The organism is Streptomyces sp. NPDC001709 (assembly GCF_053596375.1).
Genome location: NZ_JBSFGB010000041.1, coordinates 56,114 through 79,100 on the forward strand (window position 1 = coordinate 56,114; position 22,987 = coordinate 79,100).

Annotated in this window: 20 protein-coding genes and 1 pseudogene; 4 read left to right on the forward strand and 17 right to left on the reverse strand. The window is 71.9% G+C overall.

The window, feature by feature from the left end; genetic code table 11:
• The first annotated feature begins 219 nt into the window (after nucleotides 1–219).
• Nucleotides 220–1,329: an MmyB family transcriptional regulator gene (locus ACWC0C_RS39370; protein WP_450869271.1), complete on the forward strand. Its 1,110-nt coding sequence runs from the start codon at nucleotides 220–222 to the stop codon at nucleotides 1,327–1,329.
• A 12-nt stretch (nucleotides 1,330–1,341) separates the two neighbouring features.
• On the opposite strand, the gene ACWC0C_RS39375 is transcribed toward ACWC0C_RS39370, so the two are convergent.
• From ACWC0C_RS39375 to ACWC0C_RS39420, 10 genes are all read right to left on the reverse strand, one after another.
• The gene (locus tag ACWC0C_RS39375) at nucleotides 1,342–3,306 is read right to left on the reverse strand and encodes a hypothetical protein (protein ID WP_450869272.1); all 1,965 of its coding nucleotides are present in this window, start codon (nucleotides 3,304–3,306) and stop codon (nucleotides 1,342–1,344) included.
• 256 nt (nucleotides 3,307–3,562) lie between these two features.
• Nucleotides 3,563–3,712, reverse strand: a complete 150-nt coding sequence (locus tag ACWC0C_RS39380; RefSeq protein ID WP_450869274.1) for a hypothetical protein — start codon at nucleotides 3,710–3,712, stop codon at nucleotides 3,563–3,565.
• 234 nt (nucleotides 3,713–3,946) lie between these two features.
• Complete coding sequence (locus tag ACWC0C_RS39385) at nucleotides 3,947–4,345, reverse strand: SH3 domain-containing protein (protein ID WP_450869276.1); 399 nt, start codon at nucleotides 4,343–4,345, stop codon at nucleotides 3,947–3,949.
• 356 nt (nucleotides 4,346–4,701) lie between these two features.
• On the reverse strand, nucleotides 4,702–5,058 hold the full coding sequence (locus tag ACWC0C_RS39390) for an SH3 domain-containing protein (protein ID WP_450869278.1): 357 nt from the start codon (nucleotides 5,056–5,058) through the stop codon (nucleotides 4,702–4,704).
• Between the two features lie 185 nt (nucleotides 5,059–5,243).
• Nucleotides 5,244–5,588: a hypothetical protein gene (locus tag ACWC0C_RS39395; protein WP_450869280.1), complete on the reverse strand. Its 345-nt coding sequence runs from the start codon at nucleotides 5,586–5,588 to the stop codon at nucleotides 5,244–5,246.
• A gap of 190 nt (nucleotides 5,589–5,778) precedes the next feature.
• A complete protein-coding gene (locus ACWC0C_RS39400) occupies nucleotides 5,779–6,132 on the reverse strand; it encodes an SH3 domain-containing protein (protein WP_450869282.1) in 354 nt (117 codons plus the stop codon).
• A 208-nt stretch (nucleotides 6,133–6,340) separates the two neighbouring features.
• Nucleotides 6,341–7,237, reverse strand: coding sequence for an alpha/beta fold hydrolase (locus tag ACWC0C_RS39405; protein ID WP_450869283.1), 897 nt, complete (start codon nucleotides 7,235–7,237; stop codon nucleotides 6,341–6,343).
• 3 nt (nucleotides 7,238–7,240) lie between these two features.
• On the reverse strand, nucleotides 7,241–7,759 hold the full coding sequence (locus tag ACWC0C_RS39410) for an N-acetyltransferase family protein (protein ID WP_450869285.1): 519 nt from the start codon (nucleotides 7,757–7,759) through the stop codon (nucleotides 7,241–7,243).
• Nucleotides 7,760–7,941: 182 nt separating this feature from the next.
• Complete coding sequence (locus ACWC0C_RS39415; protein ID WP_450869287.1) at nucleotides 7,942–8,124, reverse strand: hypothetical protein; 183 nt, start codon at nucleotides 8,122–8,124, stop codon at nucleotides 7,942–7,944.
• 165 nt (nucleotides 8,125–8,289) lie between these two features.
• The gene (locus tag ACWC0C_RS39420; RefSeq protein WP_450869289.1) at nucleotides 8,290–8,742 is read right to left on the reverse strand and encodes a hypothetical protein; all 453 of its coding nucleotides are present in this window, start codon (nucleotides 8,740–8,742) and stop codon (nucleotides 8,290–8,292) included.
• A gap of 312 nt (nucleotides 8,743–9,054) precedes the next feature.
• Here ACWC0C_RS39420 and ACWC0C_RS39425 point away from each other — a divergent pair, with 312 nt between their 5' ends.
• Together ACWC0C_RS39425 and ACWC0C_RS39430 are read left to right on the forward strand one after the other, a co-directional pair.
• Nucleotides 9,055–9,861: a GP88 family protein gene (locus ACWC0C_RS39425; protein ID WP_450869291.1), complete on the forward strand. Its 807-nt coding sequence runs from the start codon at nucleotides 9,055–9,057 to the stop codon at nucleotides 9,859–9,861.
• 406 nt (nucleotides 9,862–10,267) lie between these two features.
• Nucleotides 10,268–11,800, forward strand: a pseudogene (locus ACWC0C_RS39430) (nucleotide-binding protein); the annotation flags it as partial.
• 212 nt (nucleotides 11,801–12,012) lie between these two features.
• Here ACWC0C_RS39430 and ACWC0C_RS39435 read toward each other — a convergent pair.
• The 4 genes from ACWC0C_RS39435 to mobF form a co-directional block, all read right to left on the reverse strand.
• Complete coding sequence (locus tag ACWC0C_RS39435) at nucleotides 12,013–12,477, reverse strand: hypothetical protein (protein ID WP_450869293.1); 465 nt, start codon at nucleotides 12,475–12,477, stop codon at nucleotides 12,013–12,015.
• Nucleotides 12,478–13,089: 612 nt separating this feature from the next.
• Complete coding sequence (locus tag ACWC0C_RS39440) at nucleotides 13,090–13,782, reverse strand: hypothetical protein (protein ID WP_450869295.1); 693 nt, start codon at nucleotides 13,780–13,782, stop codon at nucleotides 13,090–13,092.
• A 252-nt stretch (nucleotides 13,783–14,034) separates the two neighbouring features.
• Nucleotides 14,035–14,844 carry a hypothetical protein gene (locus ACWC0C_RS39445; RefSeq protein WP_450869297.1) on the reverse strand — a complete coding sequence of 270 codons (810 nt, stop codon included), beginning with the start codon at nucleotides 14,842–14,844 and terminating at the stop codon, nucleotides 14,035–14,037.
• The gene (gene mobF / locus ACWC0C_RS39450; protein WP_450869299.1) at nucleotides 14,841–19,058 is read right to left on the reverse strand and encodes a MobF family relaxase; all 4,218 of its coding nucleotides are present in this window, start codon (nucleotides 19,056–19,058) and stop codon (nucleotides 14,841–14,843) included. Before mobF ends, ACWC0C_RS39445 begins: the two co-directional genes overlap by 4 nt.
• A gap of 352 nt (nucleotides 19,059–19,410) precedes the next feature.
• Here mobF and ACWC0C_RS39455 point away from each other — a divergent pair, with 352 nt between their 5' ends.
• Complete coding sequence (locus tag ACWC0C_RS39455; RefSeq protein WP_450869301.1) at nucleotides 19,411–19,986, forward strand: hypothetical protein; 576 nt, start codon at nucleotides 19,411–19,413, stop codon at nucleotides 19,984–19,986.
• A gap of 120 nt (nucleotides 19,987–20,106) precedes the next feature.
• On the opposite strand, the gene ACWC0C_RS39460 is transcribed toward ACWC0C_RS39455, so the two are convergent.
• From ACWC0C_RS39460 to ACWC0C_RS39470, 3 genes are all read right to left on the reverse strand, one after another.
• The gene (locus tag ACWC0C_RS39460) at nucleotides 20,107–20,721 is read right to left on the reverse strand and encodes a hypothetical protein (RefSeq protein ID WP_450869302.1); all 615 of its coding nucleotides are present in this window, start codon (nucleotides 20,719–20,721) and stop codon (nucleotides 20,107–20,109) included.
• A gap of 171 nt (nucleotides 20,722–20,892) precedes the next feature.
• Nucleotides 20,893–21,456, reverse strand: a complete 564-nt coding sequence (locus tag ACWC0C_RS39465; protein ID WP_450869303.1) for a hypothetical protein — start codon at nucleotides 21,454–21,456, stop codon at nucleotides 20,893–20,895.
• Between the two features lie 31 nt (nucleotides 21,457–21,487).
• Nucleotides 21,488–22,861: a DUF3145 family protein gene (locus ACWC0C_RS39470; RefSeq protein ID WP_450869305.1), complete on the reverse strand. Its 1,374-nt coding sequence runs from the start codon at nucleotides 22,859–22,861 to the stop codon at nucleotides 21,488–21,490.
• Nucleotides 22,862–22,987 lie beyond the last annotated feature (126 nt).

Genomic DNA, 22,987 nt, shown 5'->3' on the forward strand with positions numbered 1-22,987 from the left:
CAGCGGAAGCACGTGCCATATTCACGTTTGTGACAGTCAGTTAATACAGGTTTGTACCACTGAACCGCCAAGGCCTCGGATCGGACCAGATGGACAGCGTGCCCGTTTCCGTGCCCCCAATCCTCTTTCCCCTCGTGACGCAGCGTGGATCGGCCCTTATGGTGGTGCGCCAACAGGCCCCGCAGGCTGGGGTGGCACCCGGAAAAGGGACAACAGGGCATGTATAGAACGACGGTCGGGCAGACCCTGCGTGCCTACCGCACCAGATCCGGCCGGTCCGCCTTGGACATCGCGTCGGCCGCAGGCATGACACCGCGGCAGTACGAGGCTCTGGAGACAGGCTCAGGGTGGCCGGGTGCCGCTGCCTACAAGGCGGCACTGGAGGCTTTGCAGATCCCGGCCGAGGTCCGCACCGGCCTGAACTTTTGCGGCAAGCCCCTCGGAACAGCCCTCGCCGCCACACTGCGGGGCTTCACTGTGCCGGCCATCGTGGTGGACCACGGCTGGCGCGTGGTCGAGGCCAATCCCCAAGCCACTCGCCTGCTGCCCGAACTGATCCAGCCCGGCCGGAGCCTGCTGCGCTGGATTCTGTGCTCACCCGAGGCCCGTCAGCATCTGGTCAACGCCGTCGACGTCGCGGGAACGTTCGCAGCAGTGCTGTACCAAGCACTCATCATGGCCCCCTTCGACCCTGACCTTTGGTCGCTGGCCGACGAGATCGAGCGAGACGTGCGGAAGGCCGGCTGGGGAAGGTGCCCGGACATCGACGGACTGGACTTGGTGTGGCGCACCGAGAGCGGGCCCTACCAGATGGTGTCCCTGTTCGTGTCCGTGCCCGCCCGCCGACCGGACCTGCGGCAGATAGTTCTGCACATCGAGCCGCTGCTGCTGCCCGGCCAGGACCCGGGCACCGAGCAGTGGTCGGAAGCCGTACTCGCGGGAATTGCCCGCTGCGCCGTCTGCCAGTCGGACATGGTCTACGAGTGGGGCCCGGTCTACCGCTGCCCACAGGACTGCTGGGAGGCCGTGGACGCAGCAGTCCTGGAGGAGGACGTAGCCAAGGTGGTACTGCCTCGGGTGTACACGGAGGGGGCACTGGCGGGGCTGGCCCGACTGCAGGAAGTCGTGACGGCCTGCGGCAACCAGCCGGCCTTGCCCGCGCCGGTTTCCGTTCAGCATGCGCTGTATCAATGGCGGCACCAGATGCCCCTGTCCGCGCGCCGGGAGCTGGTGGCCAGCTGGGTGGCCAGCGTCGCCGTCTCGCGTGCTGGCGGGGCCTCGGCGGACGCCGGGCTTGCTTTGGACTTCTGCTGGCTTCCTGGGGCGTGACGGCAGACGCCGTCAGGGGCGCGGTACGGCGGTGCCGGGCGTCTGTGCCGCCTGATGGCGGTGCTGGGAGTGGTCGTTCTGTTGCGCGCCTGCGGGCAGGGTGTGGGTCTGCGGCGTCGCGGCGGCGATATCTTCCTGCCGGGTGGTGGATTCGGCGATGGCCGCCAGGGCAGCAGTGCACAGGCGATCGGTTGGACCCGGGTCGCGTGTCTGGATGAACAGGCGGGTAAGGGTGGTTTCCGCCCGGCGCAGGGCCTCCTGCTCGCGTTTCGACGGGGCCGGTGATGCGTGTCCGGCTCGGTGACGGAGGAAGGCCAGCGCCCGGTCGGAGGATCCGAAGGCGGCTTCGATCCGCTCACGCCGCGCCGCGGCGCTCTCGGGCCGGGCGGACCTATCGGTCAACTGACGGCGCAGCCATACTTCCTGGGCCTCCTGCTCCCGTTGGATGCGGTCCTGCTCCAGCTCGATGCCGCGCCAGTTCCACCCGTCACCGTCGTGGTGGAGTTCGATGTGCGCATCGTGTGCCAGAGCGGCCAGGCTCACCGGTTCCTGGCGGCCGTCAGCGAGAGTGGCGGCGATCTCGACCGGCCGCTGCGGCGTGTCGTGCTGCAGGAACTCCAGCCATGCCACAGCCGCGTTCGGGCATTCCTGCTCGAGGGCCGGATTCGATGCGCGGGCAGACGAGGACAGGGTGTAGCGCAGGGGGGTACGGGCATCCACGTGGCCGCTGCCGACCTGCTCGGCGAGATAGGCTGCTTCGGCCTCCCATTGCGCGTCACGGATGGCCTGAGCCTGCCCGAGCAGCGAGGGAAAGAGCCCCGCAGGGCTGCGGAAGCGGTCGTGCAGCAGGGCTGCCAGGTCGCCCGCGACCCCAGTCTGCCTCGGCCACGCGGGCTCGGTGGTGTTGGCCGGCTGCAGAAGGAGATGTCCGGGCAGCCCCTGGGTGTCGAGGATCAACGCCAGGTTGGCCAGGAGCGCAGCGGCCGTCTCCAGTTCACTGGGCTCATGGGGAAGGCCGGTCTGTTCCACGAATTTCTTCAGCACCTCGTCAAGGGCCTCGACCTGGCTCTTGCCGTATTCCTGCTGCCAGAACTCGTACTGATCGCGGGCGATCAGCGCGACCCGCAGGCGGAAGAGCATCACCGGCGAGTAGCGGCTCTCGTCCCGCGTGACCTGATCGACCGGGTCGAGGTAGTGCTCATCAACCCGGTGGGCGGCTTCCTTCCACGTCATGTGCGCCTGATCGAACCAGGCAGCGCGGGCGTAGTCCCACTCCCCTGTCGGTCCTGTCTCCTCGAGGACGTCCGCCCACAGTGCCGTGTGGTCGAGCGGCTTATGGCTGCCGTCGGCCTGCAGCTGAGTCATCTGCACCGGGCTGTCGGGGCGATCTCGGGTGAGGAAGAGAGCAAGCGCCGCTGCGGCAGTGGGCAGTTTGAGCTCCTCGGCCGCCGGCCCGCCGGGAGGGAGTGAGGTGGCGGGTGCGACGGTGTAGCTCAGGCCGGTGGTATCAGCGGCAACAGTTCCCTGGGCAGCCTGCTGTTTCCAGTGCATCTCGGCGTCGCGCCATTCGTCGGTGTAGACCGACAGCGCCTTGTCGGCTGCCGTGCGCAGGGAGACGTTGTGTTCGGCGGCGAAGGACACGAGCTCGGCGGCGAGGTGCCTCGCCGGCCCGTCGAGTTCGCCGAAGGGGTGCCGGTTCCACCGAGTGCGCAGCTCCCGCAGCATCTCGTAGCCGCCATGCCCGTGGAGGTCCTCCCACAGCGCCAAATCGGCAAGCAGGTCGCTCAGCACCACCGCGGCGTAGTCGCGGCGCACCCCGCCTGCCCGGGTGCGGCCCTCCGGGTCGAGGCCGGGGTAGTGGCGCACCGCCCGGTCCACAGCCTCGAAATCCTCCATCCGGGAACGGGCTTGCAAGAACGTGTTGACCGCGGCGTCGGCACGCTCGATCTTGCCTGCGAGGTCGGGGGAAGGGCGCACGCCAGAGCTCCTTTGGCAGACGGTGCCGTGGAGCCTGGCTGGCGCTGGATACCAGCTTCAAGAGGACGCGAGTTCTTTGTCTGCCGTGGCCCGGCACGCGGGCTATGGATGCGCTGGGCTCCCGCCTGGCCGGCCTCTGCCCGTCAGCCTGGCCCACTGGGCAGGGCGTATGGCCCAGGGCTCACAACGCGGTGCGCCCGCCCAGGATCGTGGCACCGGGCGGGCGCAGGGGGAGGGCCGGGAAGGCCGGCGGCCGTTACGGCCGGGCGCTGAACTCCGACTCCGGGCGGAACGGCCGCACGCCGAGCTCCGACTCCGGGCGGAACAGCCGCACGCCGACCTCCGACTCGGGTCGGAACGGACGCACGGACGGGAGGGCCGGACGGGACTTGCACGGGCGGTTCATGAGGACTCCTCGTGGGGTCGGCGGGGCGGGTAACGGATCCGATCCCAGCAGCAGGCCGGGCCCGCGCCAAGCGGTTACCTCCGGTTGGCCGCCTGGCTCCCGTCTGGCGGGCTGAGAGTGTGCGGAGAAGGTCGGGAGACGGGCCCGGCCAGCCCACTGGCGCCCGCCTGGCAATCCGATGAGCCGTCGCAATTGCCCAGCAGCAGCGGCGCCAGTCGAGCGTTCCGGTGTCGGCTACGCGAGTCCCGCGTAGGCCCAGTTGATCCAGCCGCTCTGCCCCTTGTGGGCCCCCTGCCGCACCGTGCCGTAGTACCAGAGGGTCTTCTTGTCCCTGGTCTCGTAGGTGCAGTGGTACGTGAAGGTGGTGCCCTTCCGGAGCTGCCCGTAGGAGAAGTACTTGGTACCCGGACCGCTCCTCAGGTTCACATTCCAGTTCAGGGTCTTCCACACGCTGCCGGGCAGGGCGTCCTTGATGTTGCACGCCGACCTGCCGACGGCAGCGGACGAAGCCGACGCCGTGGGCGCCGCTGCCAGCGTCGCTCCACCGAGCAGCGCCAGCGTGGCCGCAGCGAGACCGGCGACGTGAGAGATGCGGTGCGCAGAACGGCGCCGAAGGGCTCGGGATTCAGACACAGTTGCCTCCAGGAGGAGCTGGATGCTCTACGCAGGGAAGAACCGGCCGATCGTCCGTGAGTACGGACGTCGGCGGGCCTACCCGAGCGAGGCGTGTTCACAGCACGCCGAGCACACCAGCGGTTGGGCTTGGGATTTCCGGTGATGTTGACGGCTGGTACGGAAGCCGTCGGCGACAGCGGCTCTCTGGGCCAGCAGAGGGTGACTGTCACGCTTTGGGCGACGTTTCGACGGTGGCCGTTTCACGGGTGAGGTTCCGCCCCGGCCGCCGATCTACGTCGCTCTGACCAGCGGGATTCCAACACAGCAAGTGGGATCCCACAGCAGGTGTAGGTTCTCGTGCCGGCCCCGGGTGGTCAGCCCGCCAAGGTCACCAGACCGTCCTCCCTCACCCAGCCCCTGGTCCCGGCGGGGATGCCGGACTTGGAGCGCTGGGTGAGCTGGCTGTAGTCCCAGTTGCCGCGACTGCACAGGACCTTCAGCCTGTCGCCGCGGTACAGGTATCCCAGGCTGCTGTACCCGGTGGATGGGCCGGTGCGGTAGTTCCAGGCGTTCTTGCCGACCTTGGCGTCGAAGTTGGTCCAGTTCACGGTGCACTTGGAGTTCTCGCCGACCGCGTGCGCGGCCGGGGCGGTGGTCACGGTCAGGGTGGCCGCGGCCGCCAATGCGAGGGCGGCCGGCGCAACGGAGCGGAGGACGAGATTGCGGATCATCGTGGAGCGACCTTTCGAGGAGGAGGAAAAGGAAGCGGATTGCTGCCTGTGGCCGGGCAGAGCAGTGGTGTGCGCTCTCCGTTCGCCTCTGGACGGAGAGCGGCGGCCTAGCGGCCAGGCCCTTCCGGGTGAGAAGAAGGCCGTGTCTGCTCTGGGACCGGGCGAGCAATGCACCGTGTGCGGTCTCAGAACGGCCGGGGTGCGGGCCAGCGGCCGTAGGGGTTGGCGCACTCGTAGACGACATAGCCGCGGACCTTCTTGCCGTCCGACTTCCGGGTCACCGTCCCGTGAGTCCACCAGCGCCTCTCATTGGTGACCATCCGGTCGTAGGCGACCTTGTCGCCCCGGTAGCCGACCCCCAGCACGGTGGCGGCTTTCGAAGGCGCCTTTCGGATATTGGCGGCACTGCAGCTGATCTTTGTGTGACCGGTCGCGGCCTGTGCCGTCGAGGCGGTGGCGACGCCGCCGGCGGCGAGGGCCAGGCCCATCGTGGTGGCCAGGAGGGTGCACTTGACGCGCTGGGTGATCACGGTGGACTCCTTCGAGTGGAGAGAAGCCTGACCGGGCAGCCCGGCAGGGGGGAACCGCTGCGTGGGGGGGTGCGGAGTGGTGCGCTGCTGCGGGATCCGGGGCGGTGGGTGGGCTGGTGTCTGCCCGCTGACGCCCTGAGTCGCCCGGCGTGTCCCAGCGATCGGTGTGGACGGCCGGACTGCGGCCGGATCAGTCGAGAACCATGGGCACGCAGTCGTAGGCGTACTTCTTGGCGACCCAGCCGGTGGTGCTCTTGGCCAGCCCGGTGCGGGACTTCTGGCCGAGCTGGAGCTTGATCCACGAGCCCTTGCTGGAGACCTTCTTGCCCCAGTCGCCCTTGTAGAGCAGGCCCTTGGATGCGTAGTTGGTGGACGGGCCGGTCCTGAAGTTCACGGCGTTCGTGTTGATCTTGTAGTAGACACGCGGCTTGCACGGCATCTCGGCCGCGCTGGCGGCCGGGGCGGTGGTCACGGCCAGGCCGGTGGTCACCGACAGGGCGAGCATGGCCGTGGCGGCCAGGCGGGCGGGAGCGCGAAGCTGCATGAGGTTCCCTTCATCGCGGCTGGGTGGCGCGCTGTGCCTGCTGGTGCCGTAGAGGGCTGACACTGCAGGCGCGAGCGGCCCGGGCGGGCTACAGCCTGGGTTGAGTGGCGGGAGCAGCACGTCCGTGTGCCCGGCAGGCGGGCACACGGTGCTCTGCCTCCCGTAGGGCGCCCCGGCTTTTTCCGGGGCGCTCCCGTCAGGCGGGCGCTCAGGTGCTGCGCAGACGACGCCGGAACGGGAGCAGCATCGTCCGGGTCGGCCTGAGCCCGCAGAGGTCCTCGAGCACGGCGCGGACTTCGCCTGGGTGCTCACTCAGCAGGCCATGACGGCCGTCAGGGACGAGGTGGAGCTGGGCCTGCGGGAGTTGGGCGGCCAGGCGCAGGGCGTGCACGGGCGGAACGATGCGGTCGTGTTCTCCGGCCATGACATGCACGTCGACAGCGTTCAGGGGGGCGAGGGAGCCCGGCTCGATGTGGTGCTCGGTGACAGCGCGGTACCAGTGCGCCGCCACGTCGATCGGCGGCCTTGGTTCGCTGGTGGGCGACAGCAGGTCGCGAACGGTCTGCGTGGTCCCAGGCAGACGCAGGCACAGAGCTGCGATGGTGCCGCGTGCTCTGCCCACGAGGCGGTCCAGCGGCAGGCGTTGGGTTCTGGTCAGGTCCATCTGGCCGGAGCTGGTGGCAACCAGCAGCACTCCGGACAGGCGGGCAGCGACGGGCGGGTGGTGGACTGCCAGTTGCAGGATGCCCATGCCGCCCATGCTGTGCCCGGCGACCACGATCCGGGATCGGCGGTGGGTGTTACCCAGTACGGCCGCCAGGTCGTCGGCGAGCAGCCGGGTGGAGGCGGGGCTGGTGCCGGTCAGGGACGCGCCGTGGCCGCGCTGGTCGTAGCGGATGACGCGGGTGCCGCGGGCGGCGAGGTGGCGGGCGTGGTCGTGCCAGACAGTCGCGGTGGCGCACCAGCCGTGGGCGAGGACCACGGTCACCGGAGCGTCGTCGGGCCCGTCGGTGTAGAGGGCCAGTCGGGCGCCGTCGGGGCGCGGCAGGTAGTGGTGGCTGGGTGGCGGTGGCAGGCTGCCTGCGCGGGCGGGGGTGTGGTGCATGGCTCATCCCGTGACCGGGATGTCGAGGTCGACGGTAGACGAGGTGGGCGGAGGGAGAACCGCACCCCGTTTGCGGGCGATGGCGAGCATGGCCCGGTTGTCGGCTCCGGTCATGACCGTGACGGTGTGGCAGCCGATGGCGGCCGCGTGGGCGATGGCATGGCCGGTGAGCTGGGTGCCCAGGCGCTGGCGCTGCTGGCTGTCCTCGATGAGCAGGCCCAGTTCGCGTACACCGTCGCGGTCGGTACGCATCAAGTGGGTGACCGCGATGGCCTGTTCGGGCTCGTCGGCGAGGGCAGTGATCCAGGTCGTGCCGCGGACCGGGTCAGTCAGCCCGCGCCACTCGGCGGGCCGCAGGTCGCGACGGGCGGCCTGGTAGCGGCTGAAGCGCGTGGCTAGGGTGCAGCGGGCGTGCAGGGCGTTGACCTGGTCAAGGTCGTCGGCCCGGGCCAGGCGGGTCAGCGTGAGCTCGCCGGAGGCGAGGAGGTAGGCGGTGGCGTCGTCGAGGGCGGCGGCAGGCATGGCAGCTCCGGGGAGACGGGGGCAAGGGGGGCGGCGCCCGTCGAGGTTGGGCGAGGCGATGTCGGCGTCACAAGGCTCGGGAGGGCTGCGGGCAGCCCGTGTCCCGGCTGGAGGGCAGCGGGTTTCGTTACCCGCCCGTACGGCGGGCACCCGGCTCTCCCTGCCGCTGTGACCGGGGGTAGCTATCGTCCGCTGCGGTCCAGGAAGCTGGCGAACGGAGCGGTCCGCAGCAGCGCGGCGCCGCCCAGCCAGGCGGCTGCGGCAAGGGCGCTGCCGCCCAGGCCGGCCAGCAGGACCAGCGGTGCCGGGAGCGGGTCTGCCGAAGCGAGCTGCAGTAGGAAGGAGGCCGCGCAGGAGAGCGCCACCAGGACCAGGGAAACGGTGGCTGCTGCGGGGATGCGCAGGTCACGGCGCAGAAGGGGTTGGCCACCCAGCCCAGCAGCCGTGGCGTCCGCTGGGAGGAGGCGCGGACTGGGTTGGCGTGGCCGTGCAGGGGCGGTCCCTCCCGAAGCGGGTGAGAGCGGGGCGGCTCAGGCGGCGGCGAAGCCACCCGGGACCGGGCGGGTGGAGCGAGCGGCGGCTTCCGGGGCGCCAGCGGAGCGGGCCGGCTGGTTGGTGGTGCGCACGATGCGGACCTCGGGGATGTGACGGGCGCAGGAGGTGCAGACCTCTGCGAGGTGCCAGACCCGGCCAGGCATTGAGCACACCAACGCCAGGACGATCTCTCCGGCGCAGCTTGCGGTCTTGGCGTCACGGTGCCAGGTGGTGCACTGGCAGGCACAGTAGCGGGCGGCCTGTGGCGCGCGGGCCGTGTTCGCGTGGTGTGCGAGGTGGTTGATGGCGGCCTGGGCCAGATGGCGAAGGTCGCGGGAGCGCTCGGGCAGATCGCAGTTGTCGCTGCAGGACAGCTGTGCCTGGCGGTCAGCCCTTCCGGTGACGCGGACGGTCCACTGGCGGCCGGGGGTGCGCTGGAGGGTGCTCATGAGCGCCGTCCCTTTCGTGTGAGGCTGGGCGCGGCCGCGACCGGCGGCGCCGGTGATCACTATGGGCGGGGCGCGGGGCTGGGGGGCAAGCGCGCAGTGGGCTGCTTCCCGTGTGGCGGCCGATTTCTTCGCCGCTGGTCCGCAGGGCGGGCAGCGGCGCGGGTCGTGTGGCGGTCACCGATACAGGCTTCTTGGCCCGTGAGCCGGGAGCGCGCGAGGTGTGCTGCCCTCCAGGCGGTTTCCCGGCCGGACGGGTCGCTGGCCCGGCACAGACTTCAGCTCTTGTTCGCCTTCGCCCTCCGGGAGGTCTCTGTGACGCAAGCACCGATACCGGCTGCCCGGGAGCATCCGGCATCACCCGCCAGGCCCCGGTTCCTGCTGACCGTGATGCGCTCTGGCTGCGCGTCCGAGCGCATCTTCCGATGGACGCTGCCCGCCCACGAAGGCCGCCTGCCCGACGGCCGCGAGTACAACGCCTGTCCGACCGCTGGCGTCTGCGCGGACCTGTGCTACGCGCGGGCTGGCACCTACAGGTTCCGCAATGTGCTCGCCGCGCACCAGCGCAATCTGCAGTACGTCATGGACGATCTGCAGGGCTGGGAAGCGCAGATGACCGCCGAGCTGCAGCACCGGCGCTACCGCTCCGCCGACGGCCAGCCCGTTCACGTGAGGGTCCATGACGCAGGCGACTACTGGTCGCTGCCGTACCTCAAGGCGTGGCTGCGGATCTTCCGGTCCGCCGAGCACGTGGTCTTCTACAGCTACACCAAGCAGGTCGCGCTGTTCGAGAAATGGGTGCGGCCCGATCCGCCCGCCAACTTCCGCTGGCGCTACAGCTACGGCGGCACGCAGGACGACCTGATCGACCCGCTGCTGCACCATCACGCCGACGTCTTCCCCGACGAGAGCGCGCTCGAGGAAGCCGGGTATACCTCCCAGACCCCCTCGGATCTGCGTGCGGTGTACGGGCCGGAGACGCTCGGTCTGGCCGCCAACAACATCCCCCATCTCAGGGCCCGCCAGGGAGGGCGTACCTTCCGGGCGCTGCAGCGGGCCGCCAACGCCGAAAAGGCGGCGGGGCGCGCCAAGCGGCGTGGTCCGTCCGGCCGTTCGGCCTGACCCACCTTTGACTCCGCAGGCCGCCGCTTCCTACCCCCCTGCCCGGCGGCCCGCGGCCCGCCCGTACCGCGCGCCGCGCGGCAGCAGATCCGTGTGAGCCGCCTGGCGCGAGGCGGTGTCGACCCCATCAGGAGGCAGCGTGCACAGCGACCAGGATGCGGCCACAGCCTGGCTCGGAGCCGGTGGGGGCTGGTCCGGGGCCAGCGGAGATGCCGACTTCCCCTACACCTCTCCGGCGGGCTGGTACACCCAGCCGCTCGCGGGTCCAGCGGCGGTGCCCTCCCCGCCGGCCACCGCCGCAGTGGCCGCGCCGCAGCCGGTCCCCGCCCCTGTGCCGACAGCGCAGCAGGCGGCCCCCACACCCGCGCCCGCCACGGTGGTGCAGGGCCCGGCCAACGGGGAATTCCCGGCGCCGCCTGCGCTGTTCGCCGATCCGCAGGGCGCCGTTACGCAAGCGGCTCCCGCGCCCGGCCCGGCGCCCGAAGCCGCCGCTCCGCCTGCCACTGCGGCCTTCCCGGCCGCGCAGGTTCCGGCGCCCGAGGGGTACGCCGCGCCACCGGAGCCCGGACCGCACAGCAGCGCGCCGTACGTCCCGTCCGGTCCGGCGGTGCCTGCGACCGCGCCCGCGTACGGGTACCCGCCCGCCGTGCCTGCCGGGTCGGGCCCAAGCTACGGATATCCCCCGCCGACGGCTCCGGCCGCCATGCCCGGGTACCCAACCGCGAGCGCCGGACCGGCTGATCCGGTGTATCCGGGGCAGGCCGTGGCGCCGGGCTACGACACGGCAGCACCGGCGGCTCCGGGCGCACCAGGCGCAATTCCTGCGGCCCCCTTCCCCTACTCCTCCGCCGTCTCCCCAACCGCTGCCCCGGCCGGGCACGCCCCTGGCTCGGCAGCGCCGCTGGGGCATAGCGCGGCGACCGAGCTGTCCTCCGACCGGCTCCTGCGAGGCGGCAAGGGCAAGGCCCGCAGCACCCGTCCGGGCGCCCGGCCCTCGCGGTTCCGGCTCGGCGGCGCGAGGGACGAAGCCGCGCTGCAGCACAAGCTCGAGGTGATCCGCACGCCGGTGCGCGGCTGCTACCGGATCGCCGTGATCAGTCTCAAGGGCGGCGTCGGCAAGACGACCGTGACCACCGCGCTGGGCTCCACGCTGGCCAGCGAGCGGCAGGACCGAGTCTTGGCGATCGACGCGAACCCGGACGCCGGAACGCTCGGTCGGCGCGTGCGCCGCGAGACCGGCGCCACCATCCGCGACCTGGTGCAGGCGATCCCCACTCTGCGCACGTATCACGACATCCGGGCCTTCACCTCGCAGGCTCCGTCCGGTCTGGAGATCGTCGCCAATGACGTCGACCCGGCCATCTCCACCACCTTCAACGACGAGGACTACCGGCGGGCCATCGGCGTCCTGGGGGCCCAGTACCCGATCATCCTGACGGACTCGGGCACCGGTCTGCTCTACAGCGCGATGCGCGGCGTCCTGGACCTGGCCGACCAGCTGATCGTCGTCGCCACGCCTTCGGTGGACGGCGCGTCCAGTGCGAGCACCACGCTCGACTGGCTCAACGCCCACGGCTACGGCGACCTCGTGCAGCGCAGCCTCACGGTGGTCTCCGGGGTGCGGGAGAAGGGCCGGGTGGTCAAGGTGGAGGACATCGTTGCGCACTTCAGCGAGCGCTGCCGTGGTGTCGTCTCGGTGCCCTTCGACGAGCATCTGTCGGCCGGCGCCGAGGTGGATCTGGACCTGATGCGGCCCAAGGTCCGCGAGGCGTACCTGACCCTGTGCGCTCTGGTCGCCGAGGGGTTCTCCCAGCCTCGGCGGCCCGCCCCGGGGGGCGGCGGGGGGCCGGGAGGGTATCCGGACCACCCTCAGGGGCTGTGGCCGGGCGGTGGCCCGGCCGGTGGGTTTCCGGCGCAGCCTGGCTATCCCGGGCAGCCGCAGTAAAGAAGCTGTGCTGACCCCCACGGAGAAGGCCTCATGACTGGTGAGCACCGTACGGCAACGCAGGAAATCGGAGCTGTCTGGTCAGTCAAGCCGCGTGTCACTGTGGTGGAGGACGAGCGCGCGACCTACATGGCCAAACGGGCTGCCGAGTTGCTCCACGGCCTCTGGCTCAGACGCCAGGAGACCCGGGCGGCCCCGGCATAGAGCTAGGCAGCCGCGTTGGGCCGACTCTCCTGCTGCCATGGCGCAGAGCCGGTGCCGTGCCTGGCCCGTGTGCGCATGTGCGGGCAGAGGGCGCCGGCGGGTTCCAGGACCGCGCCGGTGGCCACACGCATAGCGGGGAAGAACTGCTGACCGTCTGGTGACTGCCGGGTCGTCATCCATGTGTAGTGCGTCAGGTCGCGCATCGCACGGCGCAGCATGAGGTGTCCGTAGCCCTGACGCCGCCACCGGTCGGTCACCCGGATCCTGCCGATGAGGCCGTAGCGGCAGGAGTGGCAGACCCTCCAGTCCAGCGTCGCAAAGGCGTAGTCGGTCTCGTCGACAACCTTGATCCGGTAGTGCCCGCCGGGTGCGGTCGGCTGCCGGAACCACCAGGTCTCGCGGGTGGTGTCCCGGGCTGCGGCGCGGGAGTGGCGGCGGAGCGCTTCGCTTCGTGGCGCCGCCGCCACCGACCAAGCAGGCTCGTCATGATGCGCGGCCGCCGCGCGCCAAAAGTTTGGCTGCTGGGCTTCGATCGTGTCGGGCGCTGCTGCTGGCGGGATCCGGCTGGTGCGAACTCCCCTCCTTGTGCGCGGTGTTCTGGGCAGCCGCAAGGCATGCGGGGCACCAGCGCTGGCCGGGACGGTCGAGGTCCAGGGGCACTTCCCGCCCGGGGCCGGGCAGGGTGATTCCATCCTCGTCGCTGCAGGCGATGGCGTGGAAATCGCAGTCCCCCTCGCATGGTTCGGGGTAGGTCATTAGGTACCACAGCAGCGCCTCGGGCTGCCCGTGCTGGACGCGTACGCGCTCCGAAGTTGCCAGCAAGGTGTCCGTTCCTCGGTTCGGGGGACGGTGACCGGCAGAGCAGGTTCCGCAGCGCGGCAGGTCTGCTCCGCCAGTCGCGGCCTACGGTGCTTCTGCCTTATCGGGTGGCCTTGAGACTACCGGCGTGCCCGGGTGAAGGGCTTGGTGGTTCGCGAGTTGTGACAGCAGATGTACGGCATTCCGGGAGGCGGCCCGTAGCGGTGAGGTCGATCGGGAGGCACCTCCGCCAGTAGCTGTACCCAGCGGCAGGTGATTGGCTACGGTGTGGGCTCATCCACGTCCGCGGAAGCAACGGAGACCGCCAAGGCGAAAGACCGAGAGGCGGTCAGACAGCCTTCCGCCGCTGCGCTTGGATCAGACTTGCGCTGTGCCTCGCGCAGTGCCAGCAGCCCGGACAGAACCGCAGTGTCAGCCGCTTCATCAAGGATCTGGTTCACGGTGAACGTACCGGTGTCCGCCATCTCACGTACCCGGTTGATCGCCTGCTCCGGGTCGTCCAGCAGCTCCGTGAGGAAGTCCGCGCCGACTCCCGCCAGCGCCATTGTTGCCGACTGCGGCGCCGTCGGCAGCGGGATCAAACCGGGTGGTTGCGGGCTTTCTGAGTCGTCACCGAACTCCACCTGGTGCAAGACCTGTTCAGCCTCAGCGGTGGCGCACCGTGCGGCAAAGGTCCGCTGGTCGTCCTCCTTCTCCTGTGCCACGGCAGCCGGCCAGCGCGTGACGTCCTGGGCCCGCGCGGCGTCCAGGCGAATACTTGCGGAATGACTGAGCGCGTTGAGCGGCCAGAGGTCCACGGGCACGTTGGCCTGTTCCGGTGGAGCCTCGGCGATCGGCCTGTACACAGCACTGGCGGCAGCTGCACAGTCGCTGATCAGGTCGGTGAGAGTGGCGATCAGTCGAGCGTGACGACGGCGCCGTGCGGGCATTTCGAGACGGTTTGGTGTGGCCACGGAAACACTATGCCGTGTGCGCAGGGTCTTCCACGGCTGATCGCCAAGGTTGGGCGAGCGTAGGCCAGACGCGCCCTGTGAGCGCGCCGGCGCTGCCGAAGAGCTGTCGAAGTGCTGCCCGTTCTCGTGGACAAGGCCAGGCTTGGTCTGCCGGGCGTTGGGGATGGGTCGGTGGGCAAGCGACTCGGTCTTTGCGGGTCTGGGCCGGGGCGGGAGGCGTAGGGATCGAGGCAGCTCTGGGCGCCCTGTGATTCACCGCCGTGCCCTCGTCGTGCCGGGGCTGGTGCGGGCGGGCGGAGCCGCACGGTGGGCTGCGCGTCGTACCCATGCCTGGGCGGCGCCCGTCCGGTGGCCGGGCGCAGGGGCCGGGCGTGGTGGCCGGACCAGGACGCCCGGGTGGCCGGGGTCTGGGGCGAATCCGTACCGCCCATAGATGTGATGCAGGGCTGATGTACGAGCTGTGGCGATGGCGCCGACGTCGTGGTCGTCGGCGTAGGCGAGGGCGGTGTGAACCAGGTAGGCGGCAGAGACGGAGTCGTCTTCGCGGCAGGCCAGGTTGCTCACGGTCCACCAGGTTCCGCCGGTGCGGATCCGGGCGCGGCGGCAGGATTCGACAGCCCGGGCCGGCCAGGCGGCGGTGAGTTGGCGGACCAGGGTGGCCAGCAGCAGGGTGGTGATCAGGGTGGTGGCGGCCGTCGCGCTCCACCGCATCCAGTGGGCCGGGGCTCCGGCGGCCGCGGCCGCGGCGCCGAGAACGGTTGGCAGCATCAGGGCTGTGGTGAGGGCGAGTTCGGCAGCGAGCAGGGCGGCTGCCGCAGCCAGGGCGCGGGTCGGCGAGATGGCCGGACCGCGGACGGTCAGGACCGCTCCCCCATGGGCAAGGAGCCGCCCTTGGGCATGCGCGTAGGTGAGTTGGAGCAGCCACAGCGCGGTGCCGGCGGTGCGGGAGGTGCGGGTGCGGGCGGGAGGTCCCAGGCGGCGCTGCAGCAGCGCGGCGTGACGCGGCAGATCGCGCCAGCGGGCCCGCAGGCAGGCCGGTGCGCGCGGCACGGTGGGGTTCACCGGGCGGGCCGTCTCGGTGTGACCGGGTCGGTCGCGGTGGGCTGCTGTGCGGGCGCAGCGATGGCGGTCAGGGCGGCGAGTTCGGTGCGCAGTTGCCGCCAGGTGTGGGTATCGGCCGGGTCGTCAGGGGGCGGGCCGAGCAGCTGTCCGCCAAGATCAGGGCGGTGCTGGTGCCAGGCGGCGAGGCGAGTGTACAGGGCGCACCAGCGGGCCCGGTGAGCGCTGTCGCCGGGGCGTGGCGGGGGCATCTGTCCCATCCAGGCAGCGGGCGGCGGGGTGCCGTCGAGCGCGGTCTGCCAGGCGGTGGTGGCGGTGGGCCAGGCGGTGGAGTCGTCCTGGAGGCCAGGACGGGTGAGGGTGCGGATGCGGGTCGTGAGGTCGTTGTAGGCGGGCACGTCGTGGCCGCTGGTGGGGCGGGGCAGCGGGCCGGTGCCGTCGGTGTCGGGCAGGGATGCGGTGCGGTTTCGCCAGGTCTCGACGAGCGCGGCGGTGGTCTGCCAGGCGTGGCGCTGCCAGGTGTCCTGGGGTGGGACGGGGCCGAGCGCGGTGGCCCAGGGCGGGGGCTGCTGGGCCAGCTGCAGACCTCGGGCGGCCAGCAGATGGCCCAGGACGCGGCGGCGTTCGGCGAGGTGGCCGCGCCAGTCGGCCGGGGTGTCCAAGTCGTGTTCGAGGCGGGCGTCGGCGATCCAGTCGGGGACCGGTCCGCCGTGACGGGCGGGGTGAGGGACGCGGTCGGGCAGGCGCGCACGCAGGTCGCGCTCGGCGCTTATGAGTTCGACGAAGCGGCTGGTGCGGGCGCGGGAACGGGCGTTGTGGTAGCGCTCCTTGGCGCTGGGGGCGCGGCGCTGGAGGTGGGCGCGGTGGGTCAGGGCGACGGCGGCCAGGCGGGCGAGTTGGGTGTCGCTGTAGCGGGCGAGCGGCCGGTCGGGGTCGGGGCGCGGGGTGGTGGCGACGAGCTGGTAGATGCGGTCGGCCAGGACGGTGGCGGTGTCGTCGTCGCCGCTGTCGTCGACCGGTTCGGTGCCGATCCGGGCCAGGGTGCGGCGGGTGCTGTGGCCGGCCAGTTCGGCGGCGGTGAGAGCGGCCAGCAGCTTGGGCCAGCCTTCGTCGGTGTAGGCCTGGTCGGCCAGGGCGGGCAGGATCTCGCGCAGTAGCGCCCGGGCGCGGGCGGTGGCGGCGCGGGCGGCGGTGTCGGCGTACTGGGCGGCGTGGACGGCCGGGCTGGCGGTCTCGTCTTGCAGATCGCGCAGGAGCTGGTGGGCGGAGGTCGCGGCGCGGCGGGCGTGGGCGATCTGGTGCAGGGCGGCGGCCTCGTCGGCCACCGGGTCCTCGGTGGGCTCGGTGATGCCGAGGTAGAGCTTGTTGCTGCGGCGTCCGCGGGTGAGCTGGACGTAGACGCTTTCGCGGGAGGAGGAGGCGGTGGCGTAGGCGTGGGCGGTGTCGCACGTCATGCCCTGCGCGCGATGGACGGTGGCCGCGTAGCCGAGCTCTACGTGGGCGGCGGTGTAGTCGGGGGGCAGGGTGATCGTGGCGTGATGGGTGGTGTTCTTGACGGTCAGGGAACCGTCCGCGTGGACGGCAAGGACCCGCCAGGCATCGCCGTTTTTGACGAAGTCCTGCCCGTTCAGGACGGGCAGGGCGCGGTTGTTGCGGCGGGTGACGATGGTGTCGCCGGCGTGGGCGCGGGTGCCGTCGCGCAGCTGGCGGTGGGCGGTGACGTCGAGAAGTCCGCGGGCGGCGGCGTCGGTCTGGGCGCGGGCGTTGAGTTCGCGCACGGTGGCCGAGTCGGGGGCCATCATGACGCTGCTCAGCCCGGCGGCGACATCCGCGCTCCAGGCCGCGTAGACCGCGTCGAGCATGGCGGCCGGGTCCCCGGAGCGGATGCGCCGGTGGTGGCGGTGGAAGGTGAAGGCGTCGGCCGGGTCGCCGTCGCGCAGGACGAGGGTGGCCGCGCCTTCGCCGGGGGTGGTGAAGCGGTGCAGTTGGTCCAGGCGCACCGTGTCGGGGTGGCGGTCGAGCAGGCGGGGCAGTCCTCCGGCGTCGACGGCGGACAGCTGCAGCGGGTCGCCCAGGAGGCGGACGTGGGCGCCTGCGGCGCGGGCTTGGGCCAGGATCCGCTGGAGGTTGAGGGTGCCGGCCATGCCCATCTCGTCGACGACGATCACGTCGCCGCGGGCGAGGGGGAAGCGTTCGTCGGCCAGGCCTTGGGCGTGCTGGTCGCGGTGGTGGAGCCAGGCGTGCAGGGTAGTAGCGGGTGCGCCGAGGTCGTCGGAGAGGGCCTGCGCGGCGCGGGACGAGGGGGCCAGGGCGATCAGGCGGCGCCCGGAGGCGGCCAGGGTGTCGGCCACCAGCTTCATCGCGGACGTCTTGCCGGATCCGGCTGGACCGATGCCGCACAGCAGCAGTTTGTCACCGCAGGCGAAGGAGCGTGCCAGAGCCAGCTGGGCCGCGCCCAGGTGCGGATGGCGGCGTTGGGCGCGCGCGAAGTCGGCGTCCTCGGCGGCGGGGATGACCAGGGTGTCGGCCGCCGCCAGGAGGTCGTCCTCGGCGGCGATAAGCCGTCGGGTGGTGTAGGCGGGGGCCTCGGCGCGCAGGAAGACGCTGCTGCCGTCGGGGCGTTGCTGCTCGGGGTGCAGGTCGACCAGGGCGGGCGGGCGCAGGTCGACGACCGGGTCCTCGAGGGTGGCATCGGATAGCGCGCGGGCGGTGATGCGTTCGGTCGCCTCGGCCAGGCCCAGGTCCTGCGGGAGGGGGCCGCGGGCGAGGTAGTAGCCGAGCTGGCGGAGCACTTCGGCGCGCACGTGCTGGGCAGCGAACACGCTGCGGCGTTCGGCGACTTCGGCCAGCGCGGCGGTGGCGATCTGTCGCTCGAAGGCGTCCGGGTCGGTCGTGTCCGGGGCCGGTTCGGCGTCGGCGGCGGTCTGCCGTACGGCGTCCAGGAGCGCCTGGGTGACGGCTTCATCGGGGCGGGCGTCGACGTCGCCGAGGGCGGCGCGGGCGGCGGTGAACCAGATCTTCTGCAGGGCGCGCAGCGGCCTGGCGGCGCTGAGCGGGGGCCGGTTGGTGACCGCGGCCTGCTGGGCGAGCGCGTACCAGACAGCAGGGGGCGGGGTGCGCTGGTGGCGGGCGTAGTAGTCGGCGATCAGGCGTTCCAGCTCGGCCCGGACCGTCTTGCCGCGGGTGGAGAACGCGTCGATGAGCTCATCGGGCAGGCCTGCGATCTCGAGGACCGGCCGCCGGCCGGGAGCGGTGATCCGCTCGCGGACCGCGAGTCCCAGACGCTCGGACACCAGCCGCATGACGGTGGAGTTGTACAGCTCGCTGATGGTCACTCCGTGGGCGAGCAGTGGCCGCGCGTCGATCGTGCGCCACTTCCCGTCCGGGCCCTGTACCCGGTTGGCGACAATGATGTGATCATGCAGATGGGGGTCGCCCGGATCCCCGCGCGCGGTGTAGTGCCGCCACCGGGCGGCGACCAGGCCGGAGGTCACCTGTTCCTGGGCGATGCTTCCCTTGCTGGACGCCCGGGTGGCCAGCACATGGTTCTCAATCCAGGCCAGGGCCGTCTCGAGCGCCTCGGTGTGCGCCGCGTCAATGACCTCGCGTATCTCCTCTCCGCCCAGGATCCGCAGGGCCTGCAGCGAGCCCTGCGGGGCGGCCACGAAACTCCAGCCCAGGCAGGGCTGACGCACGGGTTGGGTGTGCATCCGCAGATAGCCGTCAAGCTCCTCCACGGAGGCCGGACCGCGGTGAAACTCTGCACGGAAGTACTGGGCCGCGACGTGCCGGCGTATCGCGCGGCGCTGAGCGTCGGTGAGCGACCCTCCGTTACGCGCGCTGGCCTCCGCAAGGGCTTCCTCGATGCGCTCCAGCAGCGGGTCCGTGGCGGAGGGGTCACTGAACTGGGAGTAGGCGGCGCCGAGTTTCCCCGCTCGCCAGGCCTGCTTCTCGCTGTCCCCGGCAGCGATCCGATCGGCCACGATCTCGGCCGCACGCGGATGCCGGCCAAGCCCGAACAGGGATTCCGCTTGTGCCCGCAGCACCTCCTGCCCGGCCACTTGGAGGACCTCGGCGGCGCGCCCCATCCACACCCCCGGCGGGGCGCCGGCATTCAGAGAGCCGTCGGCGGCAGGCAGGGACTCCGCGCGGACCGTCTGCGCGAGCAGATACCGGTACCCCGCGGCCGCCGTCAGCTTGCGGATCTCCACTGCCACGCATCGACGCTACGAGGCGATCAGAGTTGCAAGAGATGTCATGCCGTTGTCCTGTCTTGCCCCTCCCCCATCCCGGGACAAGCCGGTGACCTGCACAGACATCAGCAGCAAGGAGCAGCCGGGGTACGGAGGTTGCCCCGGAGAACGGGGGTGGGACGACTTTCCTCCCTCCCGCTGGGTGGGCAGAAATCATCGTCGTGGCCCGTGGGGCGGGAGCGCGGGCAGCTGGCTGGGGCGAGCGCTTCGATGGGGCGGGGGTGCCGGGCGAGGCTTCCTGTGCGGGTTCCCGGCGAGGGCGGCAGAGTGCCGTCCGGGCGCAGCCCACGGTTCGGGGGCCGGTTAGGGAGTTGAGATGGTGAGGAAGCCCAAGGCGAAGGCGTCGGCTGCGGCGAACGTGGTGGCGGCGCGGGAGCGGGCGCAGCAGTTGGCGATGGCGCCGATGGCGCGGCAGCAGCGGCTGGTGGATCGGGCGACTGACTTCTTCTTGGCGACCGAGCGTCAGGACCTGGCGCGGGAGGAGGGGGAGCGGGAGATCCGGGCGATCCGTGAGCGGGTGGTGGAGCAGGTGGAGGCGGCGCGGGTGGAGGCCGGGGCTGCGGTGGTCGCGATGCTGGGTGAGGACGAGCCGGTGGGGGCGGTGGCGGAGCGGCTGGGGCTGCGGCGGGCGGATGTGCAGGAGTTGCGGCGGCTGGTGCAGGCGCAGGAGGCGGAGCGCGAGCCGGGTGCTCGGGGCGGGGTGGCGCGGTCGGCGGCGGGCCCGGGTGCCGGGGCGGCGGTGGTCGCCTCGGACGCCGTGGACGGGGGCGCGGCGGGCAGGGTACGGCCGGTCGCCTCCGGTGACGCGGGCGGGGCGCGGCCGGCCGGGGCGGCGATGAGCGGGGACGGGGCCGCGGCGGGCGCGAGGGGGCCGGGAGCGGGGGCGGTGTAGGCATGGTGTCGGGATGCGGGAGGTGTGTCCCTGGGTGTCCCTGGGCGGGGCGCGGGTGCGGCGGCGGGGGGGAATGCCGGGAAGTGTGTCCCTGGGTGTCCCTGTGTCCCTGGGCGGGGGTCAGCGCATGCCGGGGGCGGCGCCGCCTTGCTGCTGGGGCTGCTGGGGGTAGTGGCCCTGGGCGGGGTAGCCGGGGGCGGTGGGCTGGGGCGCGGCGGGGGCCTGGGGCTGGGGAGTGGGGGCTTGGGGCTGGGGGGTCATCCAGGGCGCGGCGGCGCGCTCGCCGGGGGTCTGGGGGGCGGCCGGCTGGGGGACGTACTGGGGCTGCGGCTGGGCGGCTGGCTGCGGGGCGGCCGGGGCGGGGGCCGCGGGCTGGGCGTACTGCTGCTGGGGAGCGGCGGCGTACTGCTGGACCGGCGGGGCGGGCGCGGCGTAGGGGGCGGGGACCGGGGTGGGCGTGGGGGTGAGCCAGACGTCGATGGTGTGGTCACCCGGAAGGTGGCGGGAGAAGCCGGAGTTGGCGATCTCGTACTGCGGGGTGCCGTCCCTGGTGGGGATCTGCGAGACACGGTTGACGCCGGTGAGCCAGTGAGTCATGGCGTCCGTCGCGCGGCCGGATCGGGCGTCGCGTGGCTCGGTGAAGCGGATGAGGGCGACGGTGTCGAGGATGGTGGCGAGTTCGGCGACGGTGGTGCTGGTGTCGGCGGGCCGGTTGGGCTGTGGTGCGGTGGTCACTGGCGTTTCCCCTCCCCCAGGGTGCGGGTGGTCTGTGAGGGGTGACGGTACCTGCGGGGTGGGAGGTGCGGGAGGCGCGTCCCGTGGGGCGGGAAGGAAGTGTGGGCGGGGATGCGAAACGGGCCCCGGCACGTGGGTGCCGGGGCCCGTGGGGCGGGTTCGCGGGGTTGGTCAGTAGCGGACGGGTTGGGTGAGGTAGACGGTGTAGTTGCCGGTCTGGCTCGGGCGGGTGGCGGTGGCGGTCGCGCCGGTCAGGTCGTCCTGGTAGTCGTGGCTGATCCAGGCCAGGAGGCGGCGTTCCGCTTCGTCGGCGGTGGGGGCGTCGAGGGTGTAGACGGTGGTGGCGATCTGGCCGTCGTCGTCCACGGTGGTGTCGGAGACCTTCTCGGCGTTCCAGCGGTCGGCGGGGACGGTGGGGAGGAGGTCGGCTGGGAAGCGGGTTCCGCGGCGCGGGGTGCGCTGGTCGTGTTCCAGGTGCGTCGCCCGGTGGTTGAGGTTGGTCTCCTCGCGCTGGGCGTCTGCGATCTGCTCGGCCAGGCCCTGGGGGGTGAAGGAGGCGCCGCCGAGGCGTTCGGGGAGCAGCGCGGCGAGGGCCTGGCCTATCTCGGGGTCCTCGGCCGCGATGCGCAGGGCGGCGAGGGCGTCGATGTGGTGGGAGAGGGCCTGGGCGCGGGTGCGGAGCTGCTCCGGGGTGGCTGGCGGGTGGATCGAGTGGGCGTTGGGGGTGTCGCTCATCGTGGTGGCCTTCCGGGTGGGTGCGGGGTGGTCAGGCGTTGTTGTCGGCGCGGAAGGCGGCGACGGCTTCGGGTGAGGCTGCGGAGGCTTGCGCGAGGCGCAGCGCGGTGGCGGCGTCGGGGGCGCGCAGGTGGCAGACCCATCCGCTCAGCTCGTCGGAGACGTCGTGACCGGCGGGCTTGTGTGTGCCGGGCAGGGCGGTCAGCGCGACGACGTCTACGGGGGACTCGTTCCAGCGGACGCCGGTGACGGTCCACTCGGGGTCTTCGGTCGCGTCCGGGCGGTGCGTGGGGGTGTCGTCGCGTTCGGCTTCTCTGGCGTCGGCGAACGCGATCTCGGTGACCTCGACGCCGAGGCGGCGCAGCGTGGCAGGGTCGTGGACTTCGTTGCCGAGGGAGCGGGCCGTGGTGTCGGCGGCGGCTTCGTCGTCGGCGTGGACGGTGAAGCGTACGTAGGTGGCGGGCAGGGTGAAGCTGTGCCCGGGGCGGGAGTCGGGGGTGTGGAGGGTGTGGGAGCCGATACGGACTTCGACGGCGAGCTGCCCGTCGGGGGTGGTGCGCAGCGCGGGGTGGGCGCCCTCGTCGAGGACGCCGATGTTCACGGTGTAGGTGTCGTCGATGTAGGCGCCGATGCGGAGTCCGGCCAGGGCGGTAACGGGGAAGGACTCGTCGCGGGCGGCGGGGTCGGGCGGGAGGTAGAAGGCGGCCTGGTGGAAGTCCGCGGGTGCGGGTGCGGGAGTGTGGCCGGGGTCGTCGGCGGTCTCGTCGGTGGCCGGGCAGAGGTCGCGGTCTTCGGAGTCGAACCAGTGGCCGTACGGGTTGCCTGCGTCGGGGTCGTCGAAGTACCAGGTGATGGGGGTGCCGCAGGCCCCGCAGCGGGCGGTCTGGCCGTGTCCCGGGTGGTTGTCGGCACTGGCCGGGAAGATGCGGGGGCGGGTGCGGTAGCGGCCGAGGGCGGCTCGTACGTCGGTGCCGAGGAGTGCGGGGGCGTGGAGGTGGAGCCATGTCCGGGCGGTGAGGTCGGCGGGGGCCTGGGCGAGGGCGTGGGCGAGGGTGTCGGCCGGAATGAGGGGGGTGCCGTCGGTGTCGCACTGGGCGCGGAAGACGCCGGCGTCGAAGTCGTAGGCGATGTAGGTGCCGTGCTGGGTTTCGTGGGGGTCGTTGGAGAGTTCGAAGGTGGTATTGGGAGCGGTGGTGATGAGGGCGGTGGCGAGTTGTTCGGCGGTGGCGGCGTCAGCGCGGGTGACGTAGGTGCGGCCGGGCTGGATGTCCGTGAGGGGGTGGGTGTCGTCGGCGGTGAAGTCGGTCGTCAGGTGGTGGGTGTTGAGGGCGTGGAGGACGGCGGGGAGGTCGCTGCTGGTGGTGGCGTGGACGGTGATCTGGAGGGCGGGAAGGTTGTCGTCCATGTCGGTTCCTCGTACGGGGTTGGGGCGCGGCAGGTCGACGGGGTGCCGGCGTACCGGTCCGTGCGGGACATCGACGCTCCGGTGGACCTCGCCGTCGTCGCCGTACCGGCCGAGTACGTGCCCGGT

Bases quoted from the DNA above. Each gene is read 5' to 3' on its own strand.
- ACWC0C_RS39470 (WP_450869305.1), bottom strand. From the start codon at position 22,861: ATGGACGACAACCTTCCCGCCCTCCAGATCACCGTCCACGCCACCACC.
- ACWC0C_RS39400 (WP_450869282.1), bottom strand. From the start codon at position 6,132: ATGCAGCTTCGCGCTCCCGCCCGCCTGGCCGCCACGGCCATGCTCGCC.
- ACWC0C_RS39390 (WP_450869278.1), bottom strand. From the start codon at position 5,058: ATGATCCGCAATCTCGTCCTCCGCTCCGTTGCGCCGGCCGCCCTCGCA.
- ACWC0C_RS39420 (WP_450869289.1), bottom strand. From the start codon at position 8,742: ATGAGCACCCTCCAGCGCACCCCCGGCCGCCAGTGGACCGTCCGCGTC.
- ACWC0C_RS39410 (WP_450869285.1), bottom strand. From the start codon at position 7,759: ATGCCTGCCGCCGCCCTCGACGACGCCACCGCCTACCTCCTCGCCTCC.
- ACWC0C_RS39380 (WP_450869274.1), bottom strand. From the start codon at position 3,712: ATGAACCGCCCGTGCAAGTCCCGTCCGGCCCTCCCGTCCGTGCGTCCG.
- ACWC0C_RS39455 (WP_450869301.1), top strand. From the start codon at position 19,411: ATGGTGAGGAAGCCCAAGGCGAAGGCGTCGGCTGCGGCGAACGTGGTG.
- ACWC0C_RS39405 (WP_450869283.1), bottom strand. From the start codon at position 7,237: ATGCACCACACCCCCGCCCGCGCAGGCAGCCTGCCACCGCCACCCAGC.
- ACWC0C_RS39370 (WP_450869271.1), top strand. From the start codon at position 220: ATGTATAGAACGACGGTCGGGCAGACCCTGCGTGCCTACCGCACCAGA.
- ACWC0C_RS39465 (WP_450869303.1), bottom strand. From the start codon at position 21,456: ATGAGCGACACCCCCAACGCCCACTCGATCCACCCGCCAGCCACCCCG.